The organism is Caulobacter sp. GW821-FHT12F03 (assembly GCF_058806855.1).
The window spans coordinates 1-22,431 of record NZ_JBXAQC010000002.1 but is presented as its reverse complement, the minus strand read 5'-3'; the positions used below and the strand labels follow the sequence as shown (position 1 = coordinate 22,431).

The 22,431-nt window shown below is 66.7% G+C and carries 19 protein-coding genes and 1 tRNA gene; 15 read left to right on the top strand and 5 right to left on the bottom strand.

Annotation, left to right across the window (positions count from 1 at the left end):
* Positions 1-65 precede the first annotated feature (65 nt).
* Positions 66-2,228 (top strand): prolyl oligopeptidase family serine peptidase, encoded by a 2,163-nt coding sequence (locus tag AC1RN0_RS05525; protein WP_492786438.1) that lies wholly within the window; start codon positions 66-68, stop codon positions 2,226-2,228.
* Positions 2,229-2,231: 3 nt separating this feature from the next.
* On the opposite strand, the gene AC1RN0_RS05520 is transcribed toward AC1RN0_RS05525, so the two are convergent.
* Positions 2,232-2,393, bottom strand: a complete 162-nt coding sequence (locus tag AC1RN0_RS05520; RefSeq protein WP_492786437.1) for a hypothetical protein — start codon at positions 2,391-2,393, stop codon at positions 2,232-2,234.
* Positions 2,394-2,537: 144 nt separating this feature from the next.
* On the opposite strand from AC1RN0_RS05520, the gene AC1RN0_RS05515 reads away from it, so the two are divergent.
* From AC1RN0_RS05515 to rplA, 5 genes are all read left to right on the top strand, one after another.
* Positions 2,538-2,613, top strand: a tRNA-Trp gene (locus AC1RN0_RS05515).
* Positions 2,614-2,673: 60 nt separating this feature from the next.
* Positions 2,674-2,985 (top strand): preprotein translocase subunit SecE, encoded by a 312-nt coding sequence (gene secE / locus AC1RN0_RS05510; protein WP_492786436.1) that lies wholly within the window; start codon positions 2,674-2,676, stop codon positions 2,983-2,985.
* Between the two features lie 4 nt (positions 2,986-2,989).
* Entirely contained in the window at positions 2,990-3,568 is a 579-nt protein-coding gene (nusG, locus tag AC1RN0_RS05505; RefSeq protein ID WP_492786435.1) for a transcription termination/antitermination protein NusG, read from the top strand.
* A 203-nt stretch (positions 3,569-3,771) separates the two neighbouring features.
* A complete protein-coding gene (gene rplK, locus AC1RN0_RS05500) occupies positions 3,772-4,203 on the top strand; it encodes a 50S ribosomal protein L11 (protein ID WP_492786434.1) in 432 nt (143 codons plus the stop codon).
* Between the two features lie 4 nt (positions 4,204-4,207).
* Positions 4,208-4,897, top strand: a complete 690-nt coding sequence (gene rplA, locus AC1RN0_RS05495; RefSeq protein ID WP_492786433.1) for a 50S ribosomal protein L1 — start codon at positions 4,208-4,210, stop codon at positions 4,895-4,897.
* 68 nt (positions 4,898-4,965) lie between these two features.
* Here the strand turns inward: rplA and AC1RN0_RS05490 are convergent, their stop codons facing one another.
* Both AC1RN0_RS05490 and AC1RN0_RS05485 read right to left on the bottom strand, forming a co-directional pair.
* Entirely contained in the window at positions 4,966-5,238 is a 273-nt protein-coding gene (locus AC1RN0_RS05490) for a hypothetical protein (protein WP_492786432.1), read from the bottom strand.
* A 145-nt stretch (positions 5,239-5,383) separates the two neighbouring features.
* A complete protein-coding gene (locus AC1RN0_RS05485) occupies positions 5,384-5,926 on the bottom strand; it encodes a lipocalin family protein (protein WP_492786431.1) in 543 nt (180 codons plus the stop codon).
* Positions 5,927-6,297: 371 nt separating this feature from the next.
* On the opposite strand from AC1RN0_RS05485, the gene rplJ reads away from it, so the two are divergent.
* Both rplJ and rplL read left to right on the top strand, forming a co-directional pair.
* On the top strand, positions 6,298-6,813 hold the full coding sequence (rplJ, locus tag AC1RN0_RS05480; RefSeq protein ID WP_492786430.1) for a 50S ribosomal protein L10: 516 nt from the start codon (positions 6,298-6,300) through the stop codon (positions 6,811-6,813).
* Positions 6,814-6,858: 45 nt separating this feature from the next.
* Entirely contained in the window at positions 6,859-7,242 is a 384-nt protein-coding gene (gene rplL, locus AC1RN0_RS05475) for a 50S ribosomal protein L7/L12 (protein WP_492786429.1), read from the top strand.
* A gap of 78 nt (positions 7,243-7,320) precedes the next feature.
* Here the strand turns inward: rplL and AC1RN0_RS05470 are convergent, their stop codons facing one another.
* Positions 7,321-9,288 carry a M61 family metallopeptidase gene (locus AC1RN0_RS05470; RefSeq protein WP_492786428.1) on the bottom strand — a complete coding sequence of 656 codons (1,968 nt, stop codon included), beginning with the start codon at positions 9,286-9,288 and terminating at the stop codon, positions 7,321-7,323.
* A gap of 68 nt (positions 9,289-9,356) precedes the next feature.
* On the opposite strand from AC1RN0_RS05470, the gene AC1RN0_RS05465 reads away from it, so the two are divergent.
* The 3 genes from AC1RN0_RS05465 to rpoC all read left to right on the top strand — a co-directional run bounded on the left by AC1RN0_RS05465 (position 9,357) and on the right by rpoC (position 18,158).
* Positions 9,357-9,515 (top strand): hypothetical protein, encoded by a 159-nt coding sequence (locus tag AC1RN0_RS05465; RefSeq protein ID WP_492786427.1) that lies wholly within the window; start codon positions 9,357-9,359, stop codon positions 9,513-9,515.
* Between the two features lie 281 nt (positions 9,516-9,796).
* The gene (gene rpoB / locus AC1RN0_RS05460; protein WP_492786426.1) at positions 9,797-13,885 is read left to right on the top strand and encodes a DNA-directed RNA polymerase subunit beta; all 4,089 of its coding nucleotides are present in this window, start codon (positions 9,797-9,799) and stop codon (positions 13,883-13,885) included.
* A gap of 88 nt (positions 13,886-13,973) precedes the next feature.
* The gene (rpoC, locus tag AC1RN0_RS05455) at positions 13,974-18,158 is read left to right on the top strand and encodes a DNA-directed RNA polymerase subunit beta' (RefSeq protein WP_492786425.1); all 4,185 of its coding nucleotides are present in this window, start codon (positions 13,974-13,976) and stop codon (positions 18,156-18,158) included.
* A 75-nt stretch (positions 18,159-18,233) separates the two neighbouring features.
* On the opposite strand, the gene AC1RN0_RS05450 is transcribed toward rpoC, so the two are convergent.
* Positions 18,234-18,836, bottom strand: a complete 603-nt coding sequence (locus AC1RN0_RS05450; protein ID WP_492786424.1) for a hypothetical protein — start codon at positions 18,834-18,836, stop codon at positions 18,234-18,236.
* A 453-nt stretch (positions 18,837-19,289) separates the two neighbouring features.
* On the opposite strand from AC1RN0_RS05450, the gene rpsL reads away from it, so the two are divergent.
* The 4 genes from rpsL to AC1RN0_RS05430 form a co-directional block, all read left to right on the top strand.
* Positions 19,290-19,661, top strand: coding sequence for a 30S ribosomal protein S12 (gene rpsL / locus AC1RN0_RS05445; RefSeq protein WP_488899585.1), 372 nt, complete (start codon positions 19,290-19,292; stop codon positions 19,659-19,661).
* A gap of 12 nt (positions 19,662-19,673) precedes the next feature.
* A complete protein-coding gene (gene rpsG / locus AC1RN0_RS05440) occupies positions 19,674-20,147 on the top strand; it encodes a 30S ribosomal protein S7 (protein WP_488899584.1) in 474 nt (157 codons plus the stop codon).
* A gap of 83 nt (positions 20,148-20,230) precedes the next feature.
* Positions 20,231-22,309 (top strand): elongation factor G, encoded by a 2,079-nt coding sequence (fusA, locus tag AC1RN0_RS05435; RefSeq protein WP_492786423.1) that lies wholly within the window; start codon positions 20,231-20,233, stop codon positions 22,307-22,309.
* Positions 22,310-22,360: 51 nt separating this feature from the next.
* Positions 22,361-22,431: hypothetical protein (locus AC1RN0_RS05430; RefSeq protein ID WP_492786422.1), on the top strand; the 71-nt coding region annotated here is incomplete at its 3' end.

Genomic DNA, 22,431 nt, shown 5'->3' with positions numbered 1-22,431 from the left:
CGGGAGTCAGCCTTGCTCATCCACGACGGTTGATTCCACGAACGACGATCTGACAGTCTGGCGCGATGAAGCTCTCGTCGCTCGCGCTCGTCGCCCTGGTCTTCCTCGCCACGCCGGTCGCGGCCGCGCCGCCGGTCGCGCGGGTCGGTCCGGTGACCGATATCTATTTCGGAGAGACCGTCTCCGATCCCTACCGCTGGATGGAGGGCGGCGGCGCTGCGTTCACCGACTGGGCGGCGGCCCAGGACGCGGTGACGCGGTCAGAGCTGTCGGCGCTGCCGGGCTATGCGGCGCTGGCCGGGTCGGTCGCGGCCATGAGCGCGGCTGTGGAGCCGGTGGGCTGGGTCAGCCGCGTGGGCGACAACATCTATTACCAACGCCGGCCGGCGGGCGCGCAGCAGAACAGGCTGTTCGTGAAATCGCTGAAGACCGGCGTGGAGCAGGAACTCTTCGACCCGACATCGGGGCCAGGCGGCGCCCTGGCGTCGATCGCCTACTACGCCCCGTCGCCGGACGGGTCGCTGGTGGCCATCGGGGTCGCGGACAGCGGATCGGAAGAGGCGGTCCTCAGGATCCTGCGGGTGCGGGACCGAACCTTCCTGCCGGACAGGATCGACCGGGCCCGGTTCGGCAGTCCCTCGTGGGATCCCGACGGCCGGAGTTTCTACTATGGCCGGCTGAGGCTGACCGCACCGGACGCCGATCCGGCCACCCGCTTCTCGGACATGCGGATTCTCCGGCACAGGCTCGGCGACGATCCGGACCATGACGCGCAGGTCTTCCGTATCGGTGATCAAAGCTCCGACGTCGGCGTCGACGGCGCGACGGCGATCACCATCTCCAACGACGGTCGCTACGCCTTCGCCATCGCCAATGCCGGCGTCTCGCCGTTCGGCGAGTGGTGGGTGACGCCGGTCGTCGACCTGCGGGCCGGCAAACCGGCGTGGCGCAAGATCGGGTCGCTGGCGGACCAACTGGTTCAGGTCTCCGGCTCGGGCAACGGCATTCCACCGTGGGTGACCGGCGGGAAGGCCATCTTCCTGTCCACGCGGGACGCCCCGCGCGGCAAGCTGGTCCGCGTCGACCTGACGCGGCCGGACAGGCCGATCGAAACCGTTCTGCCTGAGGGCGAGACGGTCCTGACGCAGTTCATCGGCGCCGCCGATGGGCTGTATCTGCTGCGCACCGGCGCGGGGGGCGGGCTTTCACGCATGGACCTGCGAACCGGAGGGGTCACGCCGGTCAACGGCTCGGGGTCGGGCGCCATCGTCGAGCTCGCAACGGATCCGAAACGGTCCGGAATCGTCTTCAGCCTCGAGACCTGGACGCGGCCGGCGACCCTGCAGTTGTCGGACGGCGAGGGGGCGCCGAAGCCACTGACGCTGGGCCGAGCCTTTCCCGCGGACCTGTCGATGATCGTCAGTGAAGAAGCGACCGTTCGCGCCGCCGACGGCGTGGCGATCCCGGTGTCGATCATCCGTCGGTCCGACCTGAAGCGGGATGGCTCGGCGCCGGGGCTGTTCGAGGCCTATGGCGCCTACGGCATCCCTATCGACCCGACGTTCAATGCGCGTCTGCTGCCCTGGCTTATGCGCGGCGGCGTCTATGTGGTGGTTCATGTCCGCGGCGGCGGCGAGCTGGGCGAAACCTGGCATCTGGCCGGGATGCAGGCGACCAAACCCAACACCTGGCGCGACATGATCGCCGCCATCGAATCCCTCGAGGGGCAGGGCTATGTCGCCAGGGGGCGTATCGCCGTCACCGGGACCAGCGCGGGCGGGGTCATGGTCGGGCGGGTGCTGACCGAGCGGCCCGACCTTCTGGCGGCGGCGATCATGAATGTCCCGGTGGCCGACACCCTGCGCTTCGAACTGACAGAGGGCGGTCCGTCCAATGTCGTCGAGTTCGGAACCGTGACCACCGAGCCTGGCTATCGGGCCCTGCGAATGATGAGCCCGTACGCCAACGTGATCGACGGGACGCGCTATCCGGCGGTGATGGTGACGGCCGGCGTCAACGACCACCGCGTGCCGGCCTGGATGCCCGCCAAGATGGCGGCCCGGCTGCAGGCGGCCAGCGTCGGCGATGCGCCGGTGCGGTTCCGGGTGGAGTTCGATGCCGGACACGGCGTGGGGTCGAACAAGGCGCAACGCGACGGGCTGCTCACCGACACCCTGGCGTTCATTCTGCGGGCGGTGGGGGATCCGGCGTTCCAGCCGGCCCCCTGAGGGTCAGGCCTGTTCGCCGGAGCCGGGATCGGTTTCTGTCTTGGGTGTGCGGACCGACCCGGCCGCGCCGTCGGGCTCGGTCGCGGGGCGGGGCGCCTCGCCGTCGGCGCCGGGCTTGAGGTTCTCGTTCTCGACTTCGTGGTTCTTGGCTCGGGGTTCGGTCATGTCGCCTCCGGAAAGAGACGGGGAAACGCCCGCGAAGGTGGTTCGCTCCGCTTGCTCCGAAAGACGCCTCCTGCTACATCGCGCGGCTTCCGGTCGGCCGGGCGCGCCTCAGGGGATTCCCTCGGGCGTTCTTGGCGTTCCTGGAGGAGTGTAGCTCAGCTGGTAGAGCGTCGGTCTCCAAAACCGAAAGTCGTGGGTTCGAGTCCCTCCACTCCTGCCACCCTATATACGGGGCGCGATGGTCGCGCTTCGGCCAGTTGAAAGAGTTTCAACCCGTCCTATGGCAAAGAAAACGGGCAACCTCGCCGCGATGAAACAGCGCGCCGCCAAGGCCGCCGCCGTCGTCGCCGCGCCTGCTGGACAAGCCGCCGCGGCGCCCGCCGCGCCGAAGAAGCCGTTCAACCCGGTGCAGTTCGCGCGCGAAGTCCGCGCGGAAGCCCGCAAGATCACCTGGACCAGCGGCAAGGAGACCTGGATCACCTCGGTGATGGTCTTCATCATGGTCGTGGTCGCGGCCGTCTTCTTCTTCGTGGTGGACTGGCTGCTCAGCGCCGGCGTCGCCCTGCTCCTCAAACTCGCGAATGCGGGATAACGCCATGACCACCCAGACCGCCGAAGCCGTCGTGAAGGCCCCGTCCAACCCGCACCACAAGTGGTACATCGTCCACGCCTACTCGAACTTCGAGAAGAAGGTGGCCGAGCACATCCGTGACCAGGCCAAGAACCAGGGTCTGGAAGACTGCTTCTCGGAAATCCTCGTGCCGACCGAAGACGTGGTGGAAGTCCGCCGCGGCCGGAAGGTCAATTCCGAGCGCAAGTTCTTCCCCGGCTACGTGCTGGTGAAGATGGACCTGACCGACGAAGCCTATCACCTGGTCAAGAACACCCCGAAGGTCACGGGCTTCCTGGGCAGCGCGGCCAAGCCGATGCCGGTGTCCGAAAAGGAAGTGCAGCGCATCGTCGGCGCCATCGAGGAAGGCGTCGAGCGGCCCAAGCCCACGATCAGCTTCGAGATCGGCGAGCAGGTGCGCGTCACCGACGGTCCGTTCGCCAGCTTCAACGGCACGGTCGAGCAGGTCGACGAAGACCGCACCCGCCTGCACGTGGCCGTCTCGATCTTCGGCCGCGCGACCCCGGTCGAACTGGAATACAGCCAGGTCGAAAAGATCAGCTGACTATCGGGGACATGTACCAAGGGTACGCGTCCCCAATCGGTGTGCAGCGGGTTTAGGGGACCCGTACCCTTGCGGGTGCATGTCCCCGTCTGCTACACGCCGCCGCTTCTCCGGCTCCGGCCGGAGATCAAATCCGTGGGAGGGGTCTGCCCGCACCACGGCCGCATAGGCGCTTTGACGAGCGCCGCTTAACGGAGACAGAGATGGCCAAGAAGATCCTGGGCTATATCAAACTGCAGGTGAAGGCCGGCTCCGCCACGCCTTCCCCGCCTATCGGCCCGGCGCTCGGTCAGCGCGGCGTCAACATCATGGGCTTCTGCAAGGAGTTCAACGCGCGCACCGAGAAGGAAGTGAAGGGCACCCCCCTGCCGACGGTCATCACCGTCTACCAGGACAAGTCGTTCACCTTCATCACCAAGACCCCGCCCGCGACCCACTACATCAAGGAAGCGCTGGGCCTGAAGTCCGGCTCGACCAAGCCGGGCCGTGAGTCCGCCGGCACGATCACCCGCACGCAGCTGCGCCAGATCGCCGAAGGCAAGATGAAGGATCTCAACGCCAACGACGTTGAGGCCGCCGCCCGCATCATCGAGGGCTCCGCCCGTTCGATGGGCCTGCAGATCGTGGAGGCCTAAGCACATGCCGAAGCAAGCAAAGCGCATTCAAGCCTGGACCGGCGATCGTGACACGATCCACTCGGTCGAGGACGCCGTGAAACTGGTCAAGGCCAACGCCAAGGCCAAGTTCGACGAGTCGGTCGAAATCTCGGTCAACCTGGGCGTCGACCCGCGTCACGCCGACCAGCAGGTCCGCGGCGTCGTCGGTCTGCCGTCGGGCACCGGCCGCGACGTTCGCGTCGCCGTCATCGCCAAGGACGCCAAGGCCGCTGAGGCCCTGGCCGCCGGCGCGGACGTCGTCGGCGCCGAAGACCTGGTCGAGCGCATCCAGGGCGGCTTCATGGAATTCGACCGCGTCATCGCGACCCCCGACATGATGGCCCTGGTCGGTCGTCTGGGTAAGGTGCTGGGCCCGCGCGGCCTGATGCCCAACCCGCGCGTCGGCACGGTCACGCCGAACGTCGGTCAGGCCGTCAAGGACGCCAAGGGCGGCGCCATCGAGTTCCGCGTCGAGAAGGCGGGCATCGTCCACGCCGGCATCGGCAAGGTCTCGTTCACCGACGAAGCCCTGCTCGCCAACGTCAAGGCCCTCGTGGACGCCCTGTCCAAGGCCAAGCCGACCGGCGCCAAGGGCACCTACATCAAGAAGATCTCGCTCTCCTCGACCATGGGGCCGGGCGTGAAGGTCGATACCGCTTCGGTCAACCCGTAAGGGTCAGACCTGTCGCAAGACAACGGACGGGCGGGCTCGCGAGGGCCCGCCCGTTCTGCGTTCGGGGCTCAGGCCGGAAGGGGCGGGAAGGCGGCGTCGGCCCGCAGTTCAGCGGCCTTGAACACGGCGCTGGGCGCCACGGCTTTCCAGTAGACGGCGTCTTCGGTGCGGCCGAGGCCGTTGCGTTCGACCGAGCGCAGGCGGCGGGCGGCGGCGATGGTCAGCAGTTGCGCGTGGCGGCCGCGCGCGGTCTGCACCGGCTGGGGCGCGAACGCGCGCAGCCGGCGAACGTCGACCTGGGTCCAGGGGGCCGTCAGGCCCGGAGAGGGCGCCATCTTCATGGGGCAGGCTTTCAGCGGCGGCGGGGCCAGCGTTCGGCGCGCCCGCGTCCGGAGCTCTGATCGGCTTCGCGATCCTGATCCCTAAATGGGGACAACCTGTGGATAGTTCCACAGAGGGGCGAAAATCTGTCCGGATTCCAGCGGTTTAAGGCGCCGGCGGCTGGGCCGTCATATGCAGGCGGCTGGTGTCGTAGCCGAGCGCCGCCGTGCGGGCGACCAGGGCGGCGGTCGCCTCGGCGCCGGGCGTGGCGTCGCGGCTGAGGATCCAGAGGTACTTGCGCCTGGGCTCGCCGACGATGGCCCAGCTGTAGTCATCGGCCCGGTCGAGCACCCAGTAGTCGGCGTAGAACGGCCCGAAGAACGACACCTTGAGCTTGGCGCCCTGGCTGTCGGGCACGACTTTGGCCTTGCCCTCGGCGGTGGTCACCGGCCCGCCCGGCGCGCCCTTGCGGCAGGTGTTGAGCACCCGGACCATGCCGTCGGGCTTCAGCGCGTATTCCGCGGTGACGCCTTCGCAGCCGCGCTCGAAGACCATGTCGTAGCGGGCCAGCTCGTACCATTTGCCGAGATAGAGGTTCAGATCCACCGGCTTCGCCGGCTGCGGAACCGCCGCCTGCCCCGACGCGCCCGAACAGGCGGCGAGGGTCGCGGCGAGGGCGATCACGATGCGGGTCAGGGCTCTGGACATGGGGTGTTCCTGGCGGGACGTTCGGAGGGTGTACGCAAACGGCCGGCGCCTGGATTGGCTCCCGGCTTGAGTTTCCGCCCGCCTTCCTCTATACGCGCCCACTTCCGCACCCGGGCTCGCCCGGGAGCGACCTGTCCGAGAACTGCGCGGCGATGGGGTCACCATCGTCGTAACCGAAGGGGAGCCCCCCTTCAGCGCAGGGAGGCGGGGATAGAGACGCCATCAGCCTCCGCCCCATGGGCGCGGAGCGCTTCGGCTGAACTTCCTTGGGACAGGCCTACCGTAACCCGCCTTCGGGAGCGATCCCGCATGTGGGTTGCATGCTTACCGGCGTCCGGATGGTCCGGGCGTCGTTGATCCAGGAGACCGCAATGAACCGCGCACAAAAAGCGGAATCGATCGAGACGCTCAAGGGCGTCTTCGCCGATGCCGGCGCCGTGGTCGTGACCCACTACATGGGTCTCACCGTTGCGGAAATGACCGACCTGCGCCTTCGCCTCCGCAAGGAGGGCGCGCAGATCAAGGTGGTGAAAAACACCCTGGCCCAGAAGGCCCTGGCCGGTTCGGTCGGCGAAGCGGGCGACGCCCTCTTCACCGGCCCTGTCGCCATCGCCTATGCGCCGGACCCTGTTTCCGCCGCCAAGGTCGTGACCCAGTACGCCAAGGACAATGACAAGTTCACTGTCGTCGGCGGCCTCATGGGTACGGACGTGCTCGACCAGAACGCCGTCAAGGCGCTGGCCACCCTGCCGTCCCTCGACCAACTGCGAGCCAAGATTATCGGCGTCCTGCAAGCTCCGGCCACCAAGGTGGCGGGCGTTATCCAGGCTCCGGCGTCCCAGCTCGCCCGCGTCGTTGGCGCTTATGCCGCCAAGGAAGCGGCCTGAACCCGGTCATCTCCGCCTATCTCTGAACCCCAAGGAAACTGACACATGTCGAAGCTTGATAAGATCGTTGAGGACCTGTCCTCCCTGACCGTGCTTGAAGCCGCTGACCTGGCCAAGCTGCTGGAAGAAAAGTGGGGCGTCTCCGCCGCCGCTCCGGTCGCCGTGGCCGCCGCTGGTCCGGCCGCCGCTGCTCCGGCTGAAGCCGCCGAAGAGCAAACCGAGTTCACCGTTGTTCTGACCGCCGGTGGCGACAAGAAGATCAACGTGATCAAGGAAGTCCGCGGCGTCCGTCCGGACCTCGGCCTGAAGGAAGCCAAGGACCTGGTCGAAGGCGCTCCGCAGAACGTCGTCGAAAACGTCTCGAAGCAACAAGCCGACGAGATCGCCAAGAAGCTGACCGAAGCCGGCGCCTCCGTCACCATCAAGTAAGATGGGACGGCGTCAGCTCTGACGCTTTCGAAGATCGCGGGCCCGGGGGGAAACCTCCGGGCCCGTTTTCTTTGGCCGCTACTTCTTCCTCGGACTGAGGATGTCGCCGAGCCGGTCGGGGGTTCCCTCGATCCGCTCCAGCTGCGGGTAGCGCAGGCCGCCGGTCCAGGCGAGGCGCACCACCCGGTACTGCTCGCCGGTCTTGACGATCAGCTCGATCGGCGTGGTCCCGTCCTTCGCCGCGGTGATGATCCGCTTGAGCCGGTCGCCGCTGTAGGTCTCCCCGTTCACGGCGACGAGCTGGGCGCCGACGATCAGGCCGGCCTTGTAGGCGGGGCCGTCCCACTGCACGGCGGTGACCGCGCCGGTGGCGTTCAGCGTCAGACCCGCGGACCAGGTCAGGTCGGTGGTCTTGGCCGCGGCTTCGGCCGCCTTGCCGTAGGCGCTCGGCTTGTCCTTCCACACGAGGCGGTAGCCGCCGCGCGCCAGACCGTCGAGCGGGGCGGGGCCGTTGCCCTCCAGCCGGGTCCTGAGGAAGCCCGCCCAGTCGTAGGGCGTCACGGCGTTGAGCGCGGCGACCACGTCCTCGAAGGTGTAGGTCACCGGCGTCCAGGAGCCGTCGTTGACGCCGAAGAAGGCTTTCGCGAAGTCGTCGAGCGACTTCTTCCCGCCGGTCCGCTCGCGGATCAGGGTGTCGACATCGAGCCAGATCAGCTGGCCCTCTGAATAGTAGTCCTCGTTGCGCTGCCAGCTCAGCCAGCCCTTGGGCTTGCGGGCCGAGATGACCGGGTCGTTGGTCGTGTCCTCGACCGGCCGCCATTGCCGGCCGACGCGGTAGTCATAGGTCGCCGCCGTCAGGGCGATCGCGTCGAGCGTCTCCTGGCGACTGACGATGCCGGCCCGGGCGGCGAGCACATAGCCCCAGTACTGGTCCTGCCCCTCGTAGACCCACAGCAGGCTGCCGCGCATCGGCATGGCATAGTCGGGAGTCCACAGGTCCGCGCCGCGGCGGAACTTGCCGTCCCAGCTGTGGCTGTACTCGTGCGGGATGGTGTTGCGTCGTGACGCCAGCTTGTCCCACTCGGTGAAGAACTCCGGCGGCGAGCCGACCTCCGTCGAGCGGTGATGCTCCAGGCCGATGCCGCCGATGCGGTCGGTCAGCGCCAGCAGGATATCGTAATGGTCGAAGTGCCGCGCGCCGAACAGCCGGTCGGCCTGGACGACCATGTTGCGGTAGGTCTGGATCTGGGCGTCGCTGGCCTCAAGCAGGTCCGGGCGGTCAGCGACCACGTTGAGCCGCACGGGCGAGCGGCCGCCGGGGTCCAGATCGAACTGTCGGTAGTAGCGCCCGGCCATCATCGGCGAGTCGACCAGGGTCTCGAAGTCGACCGTTCTGAAGGTCGTGGTGTCGCCGCTCTGGCTGGCCACTTCCAGCGCCGTGCCGAACTTCCAGCCGGTCGGCAGGGTGACGCTGGCGTCGACCGGAATCCGGCGGGTGAACCAGCCGGACGGATAGAAGGCGGTGGAGTTCCATTGCAGGTTCAGCATCTCCTGCGAGACCACGACACGCCCCTGGTCGGCGGCCGTGGCCGACAGGAACTGGAACTCCAGCTCCAGCGCCGTCGCGTCTTCCGGCACATCGACGTGCAGGGCGTAGACCTCGACCGGATCGCGCACCCAGCGCACCGGCTTGCCGCCCGCCGTGATCGTCAGGCCGGCCACCTTTTCCAGCTGGCCGCGCGGGGCATGGGAGCCGGGCAGCCATTCCGGATAGAGCAGGGTCATCGGCCCGGCTCCGGCCACGGGGATGGTTTCCTTCACCCGGAAGATGCGCCGGTCCAGGTCGGTGGCGTCGACCGCCAGCTTCAGCGTGCCGGGATAGGGCGCGTCCTTTGGCGTCGGGGCCTCGGCGGGCAGGGGGACCGGCGTCGGGCCGGGGCTGACCTGGGCGCGGGCCGGCAGGAAGGCCAGGCTCGTCAGCGCCACGGCGGCGAGGGTGCGTCTGATCACGGAGGGACTCGAACTGACAGGGGGAGGGGGCCGCATTTGGCCCCGCCGGCGAACCAGCGGCAAGGCCCGGGGAACTTTCGCGCCCGGCCCTGCGTTTGCCGTCCATGCTCAAGCTCGCCGGCGTCTTCCTCGTTGTCATGATCATCGCCGGCATCCTCGGCTTCGTCGTCGATGTCGCCGGCTTCGCAGCCAAGGCTGCGTTCTTCGTCTGCCTGATCGGGTTCGCCGTCTCGCTGGCGGTCAAGGCGCTCCGGAAGACCTGAGCGGCCGACCTGCCCTGTTGCAAAAGTCTGAAGACGGGCCTTCCCTTCCGTCCGGCTTTCCCCTATATCCGCTCCCTCGCGGAAAACCCGTTCAACTGAGAAGCGATTTTTCGCGCGCGTAGCCCGATGGCCCGGTCATAGCCCTCCGACCGGTGCGAAGGGGCGCTCCTGTAACGCCAGGAGCATCGTCTTGTGTCCGCTCCCGGTTCGCCGGGAGAGCCGAGGGTGGACGCGACAAGACACTTTACGCGCGGAGTCCCGCCGCGCACGCAGGGAAAAAAATGGCGCAATCCTTCACCGGCAAGAAGCGGATCCGGAAGTCTTTCGGCCGCATCCCCGAAGCTGTGCAGATGCCGAACCTGATCGAGGTTCAGCGCTCCTCCTACGAACAGTTCCTGCAGCGCGAAGTGCGCAGCGGCGAGCGTCGTGACGAGGGGATCGAAGCGGTCTTCAAGTCCGTCTTCCCGATCAAGGACTTCAACGAGCGCGCGGTGCTCGAATACGTCTCGTACGAATTCGAAGAGCCGAAGTACGACGTTGAGGAGTGCATCCAGCGCGACATGACCTATGCCGCGCCGCTGAAGGTCAAGCTCCGCCTCATCGTGTTCGAGACGGAAGAAGAGACCGGCGCCCGCTCCGTCAAGGACATCAAGGAGCAGGACGTCTACATGGGCGACATCCCGCTCATGACGGACAAGGGCACGTTCATCGTCAACGGCACCGAGCGCGTGATCGTCTCGCAGATGCACCGTTCGCCGGGCGTGTTCTTCGACCACGACAAGGGCAAGACCCACAGCTCGGGCAAGCTGCTGTTCGCCGCCCGCGTCATTCCCTACCGCGGCTCCTGGCTGGACTTCGAGTTCGACGCCAAGGACATCGTCTATGTCCGCATCGACCGCCGCCGCAAGCTGCCGGCCACGACCTTCCTCTACGGTCTGGGCATGGACGGCGAAGAAATCCTGACGACCTTCTACGACGTCGTGCCGTTCGAAAAGCGCGAAGAGAAGAAGGGCAAGCCGGGCGGCTGGGCCACCCCGTACAAGCCCGAGCGCTGGCGCGGCGTGAAGCCGGAATTCGCCCTGATCGACGCCGACACGGGTGAAGAAGTCGCCGCCGCCGGCGCCAAGATCAGCGCCCGCGCCGCCAAGAAGCTGGCCGACAACGGCCTGAAGACCCTGCTGCTGTCGCCCGACGCGCTGGTCGGCCGCTACCTGGCCCGCGACGAAGTGAACCCGGAAACGGGCGAGATCTACGCCGAAGCCGGCGACGAGCTCGACACGGCGATCATCGAGGTCCTCGAAGAGAAGGGCTTCACCACCATCGACGTGCTCGACATCGACCACGTCACGGTCGGCGCCTACATGCGCAACACCCTGCGGGTCGACAAGAACGCCATCCGCGAGGACGCGCTGTTCGACATCTACCGCGTCATGCGCCCGGGTGAGCCGCCGACGGTTGAAGCCGCCGAGGCGATGTTCAAGTCGCTGTTCTTCGACCAGGAGCGCTACGACCTCAGCTCGGTCGGTCGCGTGAAGATGAACATGCGCCTGGAACAGGATGTCGGCGACGACGTCCGCGTGCTGCGCAAGGAAGACGTGCTGGAAGTCCTGAAGGTCCTCGTGGGCCTGCGCGACGGCCGCGGCGAAATCGACGACATCGACAACCTCGGCAACCGCCGTGTGCGTTCGGTCGGCGAGCTGCTGGAGAACCAGTACCGCGTCGGTCTGCTGCGCATGGAGCGCGCCATCAAGGAGCGCATGTCCAGCGTCGACATCGACACGGTCATGCCGCACGACCTGATCAACGCCAAGCCGGCCGCCGCCGCGGTCCGCGAATTCTTCGGCTCCTCGCAGCTGTCGCAGTTCATGGACCAGACGAACCCGCTGTCGGAAATCACCCACAAGCGCCGTCTCTCGGCGCTTGGCCCGGGCGGTCTGACGCGCGAACGCGCCGGCTTCGAAGTCCGCGACGTGCACCCGACCCACTACGGCCGGATCTGCCCGATCGAAACGCCTGAAGGCCCGAACATCGGCCTGATCAACTCGCTGGCCACCCACGCGCGGGTGAACAAGTACGGCTTCATCGAAAGCCCGTACCGCCGCGTGACCGACGGCAAGCCCCAGGCCGAGGTCGTCTACATGTCGGCCATGGAAGAGGCGAAGCACGTCATCGCCCAGGCCAACATCCGGATGGAAGGCGGCATGATCGCCGACGACCTGGTCCCCGGTCGTGTGAACGGCGAACCCGGTCTGCTCCAGCGCGAGCAGGTCGACCTGATGGACGTTTCGCCCAAGCAGGTCGTGTCGGTCGCCGCCGCCCTGATCCCGTTCCTGGAAAACGATGACGCCAACCGCGCCCTCATGGGCTCGAACATGCAGCGTCAGGCCGTTCCGCTGATCCAGTCGGACGCGCCGCTCGTCGGCACCGGCATGGAAGACGTGGTGGCCCGGGACTCCGGCGCCGTCGTGATCGCCCGCCGCAAGGGCGTGGTCGAGCAGATCGACGGTACGCGTATCGTCATCCGCGCCACGGAAGAGACCGACCCCACCAAGTCGGGCGTCGACATCTACCGTCTGAGCAAGTTCCAGCGCTCCAACCAGAACACCTGCATCAACCAGCGCCCGCTGGTCCGCGTGGGTGACCGGATCAACGCCGGCGACATCGTCGCCGACGGTCCCTCGACCGATCTCGGCGAACTCGCCCTGGGCCGCAACGCCCTCGTCGCGTTCATGCCGTGGAACGGCTACAACTTCGAGGACTCGATCCTGATCTCCGAGCGCATCGTGCGCGACGACGTGTTCACCTCGATCCACCTCGAGGAATTCGAGGTCATGGCCCGCGACACCAAGCTGGGTCCGGAAGAAATCACCCGCGACATCCCCAACGTCGGCGAGGAAGCCCTGCGCAACCTCGACGAAGCGGGCATCGTGGCGATCGGCGCCGAGGTCCTGCCGGGCGATATCCTGGTCGGCAAGGTCACGCCCAAGGGCGAAAGCCCGATGACCCCGGAAGAGAAGCTGCTGCGCGCCATCTTCGGCGAGAAGGCTTCGGACGTCCGCGACACCTCCCTGCGTCTGCCCCCGGGCGTCGCCGGCACGGTCGTCGAGGTCCGGGTGTTCAACCGGCACGGCGTCGACAAGGACGAACGCGCGCTCGCCATCGAGCGGGCTGAAATCGAACGCCTGGGCAAGGACCGCGACGACGAGTTCGCCATCCTGAACCGCAACATGACCGCGCGTCTGCGCGAGCTGATCGTCGGCAAGGTCGCCGTCTCCGGTCCCAAGGGCCTGGGTCGCGGTGAAGTGTCGGCCGAGAAGCTCGAGGAGATCGCGCCGGGCCTGTGGTGGCAGATCGCCCTCGACGACGAGAAGGCCATGGGCGAGCTGGAGGCCCTGCGCCGCCAGTTCGACGAAGCCCGCAAGCGCCTCGACCGTCGTTTCGAGGACAAGGTCGACAAGCTGCAGCGCGGCGACGAACTGCCCCCGGGCGTGATGAAGATGGTCAAGGTCTTCGTGGCCGTGAAGCGCAAGCTTCAGCCGGGCGACAAGATGGCCGGCCGTCACGGCAACAAGGGCGTCATCTCCAAGATCCTGCCGATCGAGGACATGCCGCACCTGGAAGACGGCACCGCCGTCGACGTCGTGCTGAACCCGCTGGGCGTGCCTTCGCGCATGAACGTCGGCCAGATCTTCGAAACCCACCTCGGCTGGGCCGCGGCGGGTCTGGGCAAGCAGATCGCGAACCTGCTCGAAGCCTGGCAGAACGGCGGGCAGAAGAAGGCCCTCCAGGACCGCCTGCGTGAAATCTACGGCCCGGACGAAGAGCTGCCGGACGACGAAGCCGAGCTGATCGAGCTGGCGAAGAACCTCAGCAAGGGCGTGCCCTTCGCGACCCCGGTCTTCGATGGCGCGCACATCCCCGACATCGAGGACCTCCTCGCGTCGGCCGGTCTGCACCGTTCCGGTCAGTCGGTCCTGTTCGACGGCCAGACCGGCGAGCAGTTCCGTCGCCCGGTCACGGTCGGCTACATCTACATGCTGAAACTGCACCACCTGGTGGACGACAAGATCCACGCCCGTTCGATCGGCCCCTACTCGCTCGTCACCCAGCAACCGCTGGGCGGCAAGGCGCAGTTCGGCGGTCAGCGCTTCGGGGAAATGGAAGTGTGGGCGCTGGAAGCCTACGGCGCCGCCTACACCCTGCAGGAAATGCTGACGGTGAAGTCGGACGACGTGGCCGGCCGGACGAAGGTCTACGAGTCCATCGTTCGCGGCGACGACACCTTCGAAGCCGGCATCCCGGAAAGCTTCAACGTGCTGGTCAAGGAAATGCGCTCCCTCGGCCTGAACGTCGAACTCGAGAACAGCTGACGATCATGACCCCCTCCCCGGCCAGGGGAGGGGCGACCGCCCGTCTTGCTCTGAAATTTTCGCGGGGGATCCCGCAGAAGGAAAAAAGATGAACCAGGAAGTCCTGAACATCTTCAATCCGGTCCAGGCCGCTCCGACCTTCGACCGTATCCGCATCGCCCTGGCCTCGCCCGAGAAGATCCGTTCGTGGTCGTTCGGCGAGATCAAGAAGCCGGAAACCATCAACTACCGCACGTTCAAGCCGGAACGTGACGGCCTGTTCTGCGCCCGCATCTTCGGTCCGACCAAGGACTACGAGTGCCTGTGCGGCAAGTACAAGCGGATGAAGTACAAGGGCATCATCTGCGAAAAGTGCGGCGTGGAAGTCACGCTCGCCCGCGTCCGGCGCGAGCGGATGGGCCACATCGAGCTGGCCAGCCCGGTCGCCCACATCTGGTTCCTGAAGTCGCTGCCCTCGCGCATCGCCATGATGCTCGACATGCCGCTGAAGGACATCGAGCGCGTCCTCTACTTCGAACACTACATCGTCACCGAGCCGGGCCTGACCGCGCTGAAGCAGCATCAGCTGCTGTCGGAAGACGAGTACATGCGCTTCCAGGACGAGTTCGGCGACGACAGCTTCACCGCCGAGATCGGCGCCGAGGCGATCTTCGGCCTGCTGAAGGCCATCGACCTGCCGAAGGAAGCCGACCATCTGCGTGAGGAGCTCGCCGGCTCCCCGTCGGAGATGAAGCAGAAGAAGTACTCCAAGCGCCTGAAGATCATCGAGGCCTTCATCGAGTCCGGCAACAAGCCGGAGTGGATGATCCTGACGGTCGTTCCGGTCATCCCGCCCGAGCTGCGCCCGCTGGTGCCGCTGGACGGCGGCCGCTTCGCCACGTCGGACCTCAACGACCTCTATCGCCGGGTCATCAACCGCAACAACCGCCTCAAGCGCCTGATCGAGCTGCGCGCGCCGGACATCATCATCCGCAACGAAAAGCGGATGCTGCAGGAATCGGTCGACGCCCTGTTCGACAACGGCCGTCGCGGCCGGGTCATTACCGGCGCCAACAAGCGCCCGCTGAAGTCCCTCGCCGACATGCTGAAGGGCAAGCAGGGCCGGTTCCGCCAGAACCTGCTCGGCAAGCGCGTCGACTACTCGGGCCGTTCGGTCATCGTCGTCGGTCCCGACCTGAAGCTGCACGAGTGCGGCCTGCCCAAGAAGATGGCCCTCGAGCTGTTCAAGCCGTTCATCTACGCGCGCCTGGACGCCAAGGGCCTGTCGGGCACCGTCAAGCAGTCCAAGCGGATGGTCGAGCGTGAACAGCCGGCCGTCTGGGACGTGCTGGAAGAAGTGATCCGGGAACACCCGGTGATGCTCAACCGCGCCCCGACGCTCCACCGTCTGGGCATCCAGGCGTTCGAGCCCAAGCTGATCGAAGGCAAGGCCATCCAGCTTCACCCGCTGGTCTGCGCCGCCTTCAACGCCGACTTCGACGGCGACCAGATGGCCGTGCACGTCCCGCTGAGCCTCGAGGCCCAGCTGGAAGCGCGCGTGCTGATGATGTCGACCAACAACATCCTCAGCCCCGCCAACGGCCGCCCGATCATCGTGCCGTCGCAGGACATCGTCCTCGGCCTCTACTACCTGTCCGGCGCGCGTGAAAAAGAGCCGGGCGAGGGCAAGTTCTTCGCCGATCTGGGTGAAATCGAAGCCGCGATGGACGCCGGGGTCGTGACCCTGCACGCCAAGATCAAGGCGCGCTTCACCGAGATGGACGCGGACGGCAAGCTGGTTCGCAAGGTGATCGACACGACGCCGGGACGGATGAAGATCGCCTCGCTGCTGCCGCACCACCCGCAGGTCGGCCACCGCCTGATCGAAAAGGCGCTGACCAAGAAGGAAATCGGCAACCTGATCGACATCGTCTACCGCCACTGCGGTCAGAAGGCGACGGTCATCTTCGCTGACCAGATGATGGGTCTGGGCTTCAAGGAAGCGGCCAAGGCCGGCATCTCCTTCGGCAAGGACGACATCGTCATTCCCGAGCGCAAGAAGCCGATCGTCGCCGAAACGCGCAAGCTGGTCGAAGAGTACGAGCAGCAGTACGCCGACGGCCTGATCACCAAGGGCGAGAAGTACAACAAGGTCGTCGACGCCTGGTCCAAGGCCACGGACCGGATCGCCGACGAGATGATGCTCGAGATCTCGACCAAGAAGTACGACGACACCGGCCGCGAGAAGGAAATCAACGCCATCTACATGATGGCCCACTCCGGCGCCCGCGGTTCGCAGGCCCAGATGAAGCAGCTCGGCGGGATGCGCGGCCTGATGGCCAAGCCGTCCGGCGAGATCATCGAGACCCCGATCGTCTCGAACTTCAAGGAAGGCCTGACCGTGCAGGAGTACTTCAACTCCACGCACGGCGCCCGCAAGGGCCTGGCCGACACCGCGCTGAAGACCGCCAACTCCGGCTACCTGACCCGTCGTCTCGTCGACGTGGCGCAGGACAGCATCATCACCGAAGAAGACTGCGGCACCACCCGGGGCATCACCCTGAAGGCCGTGGTCGAGGGCGGCGACGTGCTGGTCTCGCTGGGTCTGCGCGTCCTGGGCCGCTTCTCGGCCGAGGACATCAAGGATCCGGCGACCGGCGAAGTGCTGATCCCGGCCGACACCTACCTGGTCGAGGACCTGTCGGACATCATCGACAAGGCCGGCGTCCAGAGCGTGAAGGTCCGTTCGGTCCTGACCTGTGAAGCCGGCACCGGCGTCTGCGGCGCCTGCTACGGCCGCGACCTCGCGCGCGGCACGCCGGTCAACATCGGCGAAGCCGTGGGCGTCATCGCCGCCCAGTCGATCGGCGAGCCGGGCACCCAGCTGACGATGCGGACCTTCCACATCGGCGGCGCGGCCCAGGTCGCCGAGCAGTCGTTCTTCGAGAGCAGCAACAACGGTACGGCCCGCATCGTCGGTCCGACGGTGAAGGCGTCGAATGGCGAGTTCATCGTCATGAGCCGCAACACCACCATCACCGTCCAGGTCGATGGCAAGGATCGCGAAGCCTACAAGCCGCCGTATGGCGCGCGCCTGAAGGTCAAGGACGGCGACAAGGTCAAGCGCGGCGATCGTCTCGCCGAGTGGGACCCCTACACCGCCCCGATCATCACCGAAGTGGCCGGCAAGATCCGCAACGAGGACCTGGTGGACGGCTTCTCCGTTCGCGAGGAAACCGACGAAGCGACCGGCATCGCCAACCGCGTGATCACCGACTGGCGGACATCGACCCGCGGTTCGGACCTGCGTCCGGCCCTGGCCGTCATCGACGCCGACGGCGCCTACAAGCGTCTGTCGAACGGCGGTGAAGCCCGCTACCTGCTGCCGGTCGGCGCGGTTCTGTCCGTCAACGACGGCGATGAGGTGAAGCCCGGCGAGGTCATCGCCCGCATGCCCACCGAAGGCGCCAAGACCCGGGACATCACCGGTGGTCTGCCGCGCGTCGCCGAACTCTTCGAAGCCCGCCGTCCGAAGGACTGCGCGGTCATCGCGGAGATGGACGGTCGCGTCGAATTCGGCCGCGACTACAAGAACAAGCGCCGCATCAAGATCACCCCGGAAGATGGTGGTGACGCGGTCGAGTTCCTGATCCCGAAGGGCAAGCACATCACCGTCCACGACGGCGACGTGATCCTGCGCGGCGAGTACATCATCGACGGCAACCCGGATCCGCACGACATCCTGCGCATCCTGGGCGTCGAGGCGCTGGCCAACTTCCTCGTCGACGAGATCCAGGAGGTCTATCGACTGCAGGGCGTGCCGATCAACGACAAGCACATCGAGGTGATTGTCCGGCAGATGCTGCAGAAGGTCGAAATCCTCGAGCCGGGCGACACGGGTCTGATCCGTGGCGACCACCTCGACAAGCCGGACCTGGATATCGAGAACACCAAGGCCCAGGCCCGCGGCGGTCGTCCCGCCGTCGTCCAGCCCGTGCTGCTCGGCATCACCAAGGCGTCGCTGCAGACCCGCAGCTTCATCTCGGCGGCGTCGTTCCAGGAGACCACCCGCGTCCTCACCGACGCCTCGGTCCACGGCAAGGTCGACACCCTCGAAGGCCTCAAGGAAAACGTCATCGTCGGCCGCCTCATCCCGGCGGGCACGGGCTCCTACCTGCGTGGCCTGCAGCGCATCGCCACCAAGCGCGACGAGGCCCTCTCGGCCTCCCGCGAGGAGACGATGGAGCCGCTTCCCGCCGAGATCGCCCTCGACGTGGAAACCACCGACGCCTGACGGCGCCGAACGGTCTGAATCTATACGAGACGGCCCGGGCGCGATCCCGGGCCGTTTTCGTTCGGGGCGGGCCGCTCAGTAGCCGAGGATGCCCAGGCCGTTGGTCCGCGTACCGCCGGCGTTGTCGGCGGGATTGACCCCCGGCGGGGGCGGGGCCTCCTTGCGCTTGCGCGCGCGCTCCCTGCGGGCCGACTCCGCGTCCCACGCCGCGCGCTTGCCGGGGTCCATGGGCGGCTGGATGAACGGGTCGTTCTCCCGCCCCTTCGCATAACTGTCGTCGCAGTTTTCGCGCTCGCGCAGGGTCAGGCCGACCGTGTCGCGGTTGGCGCAGCCGACCGTCGATCCGCGCAGGGCGCGCCGCAGGTCGCCGTCCGCGGCGGTGACCGGGGCCGTCGCGCCGAAGCCGTCGGGCCGCCGGGCGGGCGGGGCGGGCCCCTGGGCGGGCGCGAGGGGCAGGGGGGCGACCACCGGCGACCGCGTGGGCGCGCGGGCCTGGCGCGGCCTCAGCGGCGACGGGACGGCGGCGGCCGGGCTGCGTCGCGCCGCCACGGCCGGCGGCGGGGTCCAGATCTCAACCGGCGTGACGGCGGCCTCGTCCCGCAGGGCCGGCCGCGGCGCCTGGCTCGACAGGCCCAGCAGCGCCAGCGCCACGACGTGGGCCAGCGCGGAAACCGCCATGATGGCGGCCCGGCGGGTTCGACCGCGGCGATGGCTGACTCCCGGCACGAACGCCCCCCTGCTGGCCCGCGCAGGGTTTTCGGTCGCGGCGGCGAAAGCGTGGCGGGCGCGGGGCTATCCTGCGACGCGGGCGCTAAACCGGTGCGAGTCGCGGCCGACAATTCGCGGACTGTCGCGCGCGGGTCACGTCCGGCGCCGCAACCCTTTCCAAAGCCTTGACCTAGCGGCCCTTCGCCAGTATTTAGCGCCCCTCTTTCGGAGCCGGTCCATCAGGGCCTGTCCCGATCAGCGGATGTCCCGCCAAGGACCGCCAGGCCCGCCGGAACGCATGAGAGCGCGTGCCGGCGAGTTTTCGCGTTCGAAAAGGGCCGCCGTTAAGAGCCGGAAGATCAACAAGGACCCTGAGACGCTTCGGCCGAAAGGCACACGTCTCCACGAGCACGAAAAGAACGAATGCCTACAGTCAATCAGCTCATCCGCAAGCCTCGCCAGCCGAAGCCTACGCGGAACAAGGTGCCGGCCCTCAAGGGTTGTCCCCAACGTCGCGGCGTCTGCACGCGCGTCTACACGACGACCCCGAAGAAGCCGAACTCGGCTCTGCGTAAGGTCGCCAAGGTCCGTCTGACCACCGGCATCGAAGCCGTGTGCTATATCCCGGGCGAAGGCCACAACCTGCAGGAGCACTCGGTGGTGCTCATCCGCGGCGGCCGCGTGAAGGACCTTCCCGGCGTCCGTTATCACATCCTGCGCGGCGTGCTCGACACGCAAGGCGTCAAGGACCGTCGCCAACGCCGTTCGAAGTACGGCGCGAAGCGTCCGAAGTAAGGAAGAGCAAGAATGTCCCGCCGCCGCCGCGCAGAGAAGCGTCAGGTTCTGCCCGATCCCAAGTTCGGGGACCTGATTGTCACGAAGTTCATGAACTACGTGATGTACGAAGGTAAGAAGGCCGTCGCCGAAAACATCATCTACGGCGCCTTCGATATCCTTGAGGCCAAACGCAAGGACCAGGGTCCCCTGGAAACCTTCCACTCGGCCCTGGATAACGTCGCGCCCGCCATCGAGGTCCGGTCCCGCCGGGTCGGTGGCGCCACCTATCAGGTGCCCGTGGAAGTCCGTCCGGACCGCCGCCGCGCCCTGGCCATCCGTTGGCTGGTGACCGCCGCGCGCAAGCGTGGCGAGAACACCATGACCGAAAAGCTGGCCGCCGAGCTGCTGGACGCTTCGAACAACCGCGGCACCGCCGTGAAGAAGCGCGAAGACACGCACAAGATGGCCGAAGCCAACCGGGCCTTCTCGCACTACCGCTGGTAAGACCCAGCCCAACACCTTCCAGGGCGCGGGCGGTTCTCCAAAACCGCCCGCGCTCAGTTTTATAGGCCGACAGGCAGACCGATATGCCCCGCACAACTCCGATCGAAGACTACCGTAACTTCGGAATCATGGCCCACATCGACGCGGGCAAGACGACGACGACGGAACGGATCCTCTACTATACCGGCAAGTCCCATAAGATCGGCGAAGTCCACGACGGCGCCGCTACCATGGACTGGATGGAGCAGGAGCAGGAGCGTGGCATCACGATCACCTCCGCCGCCACCACCGCCATGTGGAACGGCAAGCGCCTGAACATCATCGACACCCCCGGGCACGTCGACTTCACCATCGAGGTCGAACGCTCGCTGCGCGTGCTCGACGGCTGCGTGGCCGTTCTCGACGGCAACCAGGGCGTTGAGCCCCAGACCGAAACCGTCTGGCGTCAGGCCGACCGGTACGACGTGCCGCGCATCGTGTTCGTCAACAAGATGGACAAGACCGGCGCCGACTTCCAGATGTGCCTGGCCACGATCCGCGACCGCCTCGGCGTGAAGGCCGTGCCGATCCAGCTGCCGATCGGTTCGGAAGCCTCGCTCAAGGGTCTGGTGGACCTGATCCGCATGAAGGCCGTTGTCTGGGACAGCGAAGGCCTGGGCGCCAACTACCACGACGAAGAGATCCCCGCCGACATGGTGGCCGCGGCTGAAGAAGCCCGCCACTACCTGGTGGAAAACGCCGTCGAACTCGATGACGAGGCGATGGAAGCCTATCTGGGCGGCGAGCAGCCCTCGGAAGAGGTGCTGAAGAAGTGCATCCGCAAGGCTGTGCTCAGCGGCGCCTTCTATCCGATCCTCTGCGGCTCGGCGTTCAAGAACAAGGGCGTCCAGCCCCTGCTCGACGCCGTCGTCGACTACCTGCCGTCGCCGATCGACATTCCCCCGACCCCGGGCATCGATTTCAAGACCGACGAACCGACGACCCGCAAGGCCTCGGACGACGAGCCCCTGTCGGTGCTCGCGTTCAAGATCATGGACGACCCCTTCGTCGGCTCGCTGACCTTCTGCCGCGTCTACTCGGGCAAGATCGAGACCGGCATGGGCCTGCTGAACTCCTCGCGCGACAAGCGCGAACGGGTCGGCCGCATGCTGCTGATGCACTCGAACAACCGCGAGGACATCAAGGAAGCCTACGCCGGCGACATCATCGCGCTGGCCGGCCTGAAGGACACCCGCACGGGCGACACCCTGTGCGACCCGATCAAGTCGCCGGTCATCCTGGAGCGCATGACGTTCCCGGAACCCGTCATCGAGATCGCCATCGAGCCGAAGTCGAAGGCCGACCAGGAAAAGCTGGGCGTCGCGCTCGGCAAGATGGTCGCCGAAGACCCCTCCTTCACCGTCCACACCGACCAGGAGTCGGGCCAGACGATCATGAAGGGCATGGGCGAGCTGCACCTCGACATCAAGGTCGACATCCTGAAGCGGACCTACAAGGTCGACGCCAACATCGGCGCGCCGCAGGTGGCCTACCGTGAAAGCCTCGGCCGCAAGGTCGACATCGACTACACGCACAAGAAGCAGACCGGTGGTACGGGCCAGTTCGCCCGCGTCATGATCACCTTCGAGCCGGGTGAACCGGCCTCGGGCTTCGTGTTCGAGTCGAAGATCGTCGGCGGCGCCATCCCCAAGGAATTCATCCCGGGCGTGGAAAAGGGCCTCGAGAGCATCAAGGAAAACGGTCTGCTGGCCGGCTTCCCGCTGATCGACTTCAAGGCGACCCTGACGGACGGCAAGTACCACGACGTCGACTCCAGCGTGCTGGCGTTCGAAATCGCGGCCCGCGCCGCCTTCCGCGAACTGAAGGAAAAGGGCGCGCCCAAGCTGCTCGAGCCGATCATGAAGGTCGAAGTGCTCGTCCCCGACGAATACCTCGGCGACGTCATTGGCGACCTGAACAGCCGTCGCGGCCAGATCCAGGGCACCGATCAGCGCGGCAACGCGCAGGTCGTGACCGCGTTCGTCCCGCTGGCCAACATGTTCGGCTACATCGGCAACCTGCGCGGCATGTCCCAGGGACGCGCCCAGTTCACCATGCAGTACGACCACTACGAACCGGTGCCGCAACACGTCGCCGACGAAGTGATCAAGAAGTACGCGTAACCCAACCCCCCAAACGTAAGGACCCCGATTGGGGGACCAGGAGCTAAGAAAATGGCCAAGGAAAAGTTCGAACGCACCAAGCCGCACTGCAACATCGGCACGATCGGGCACGTCGACCACGG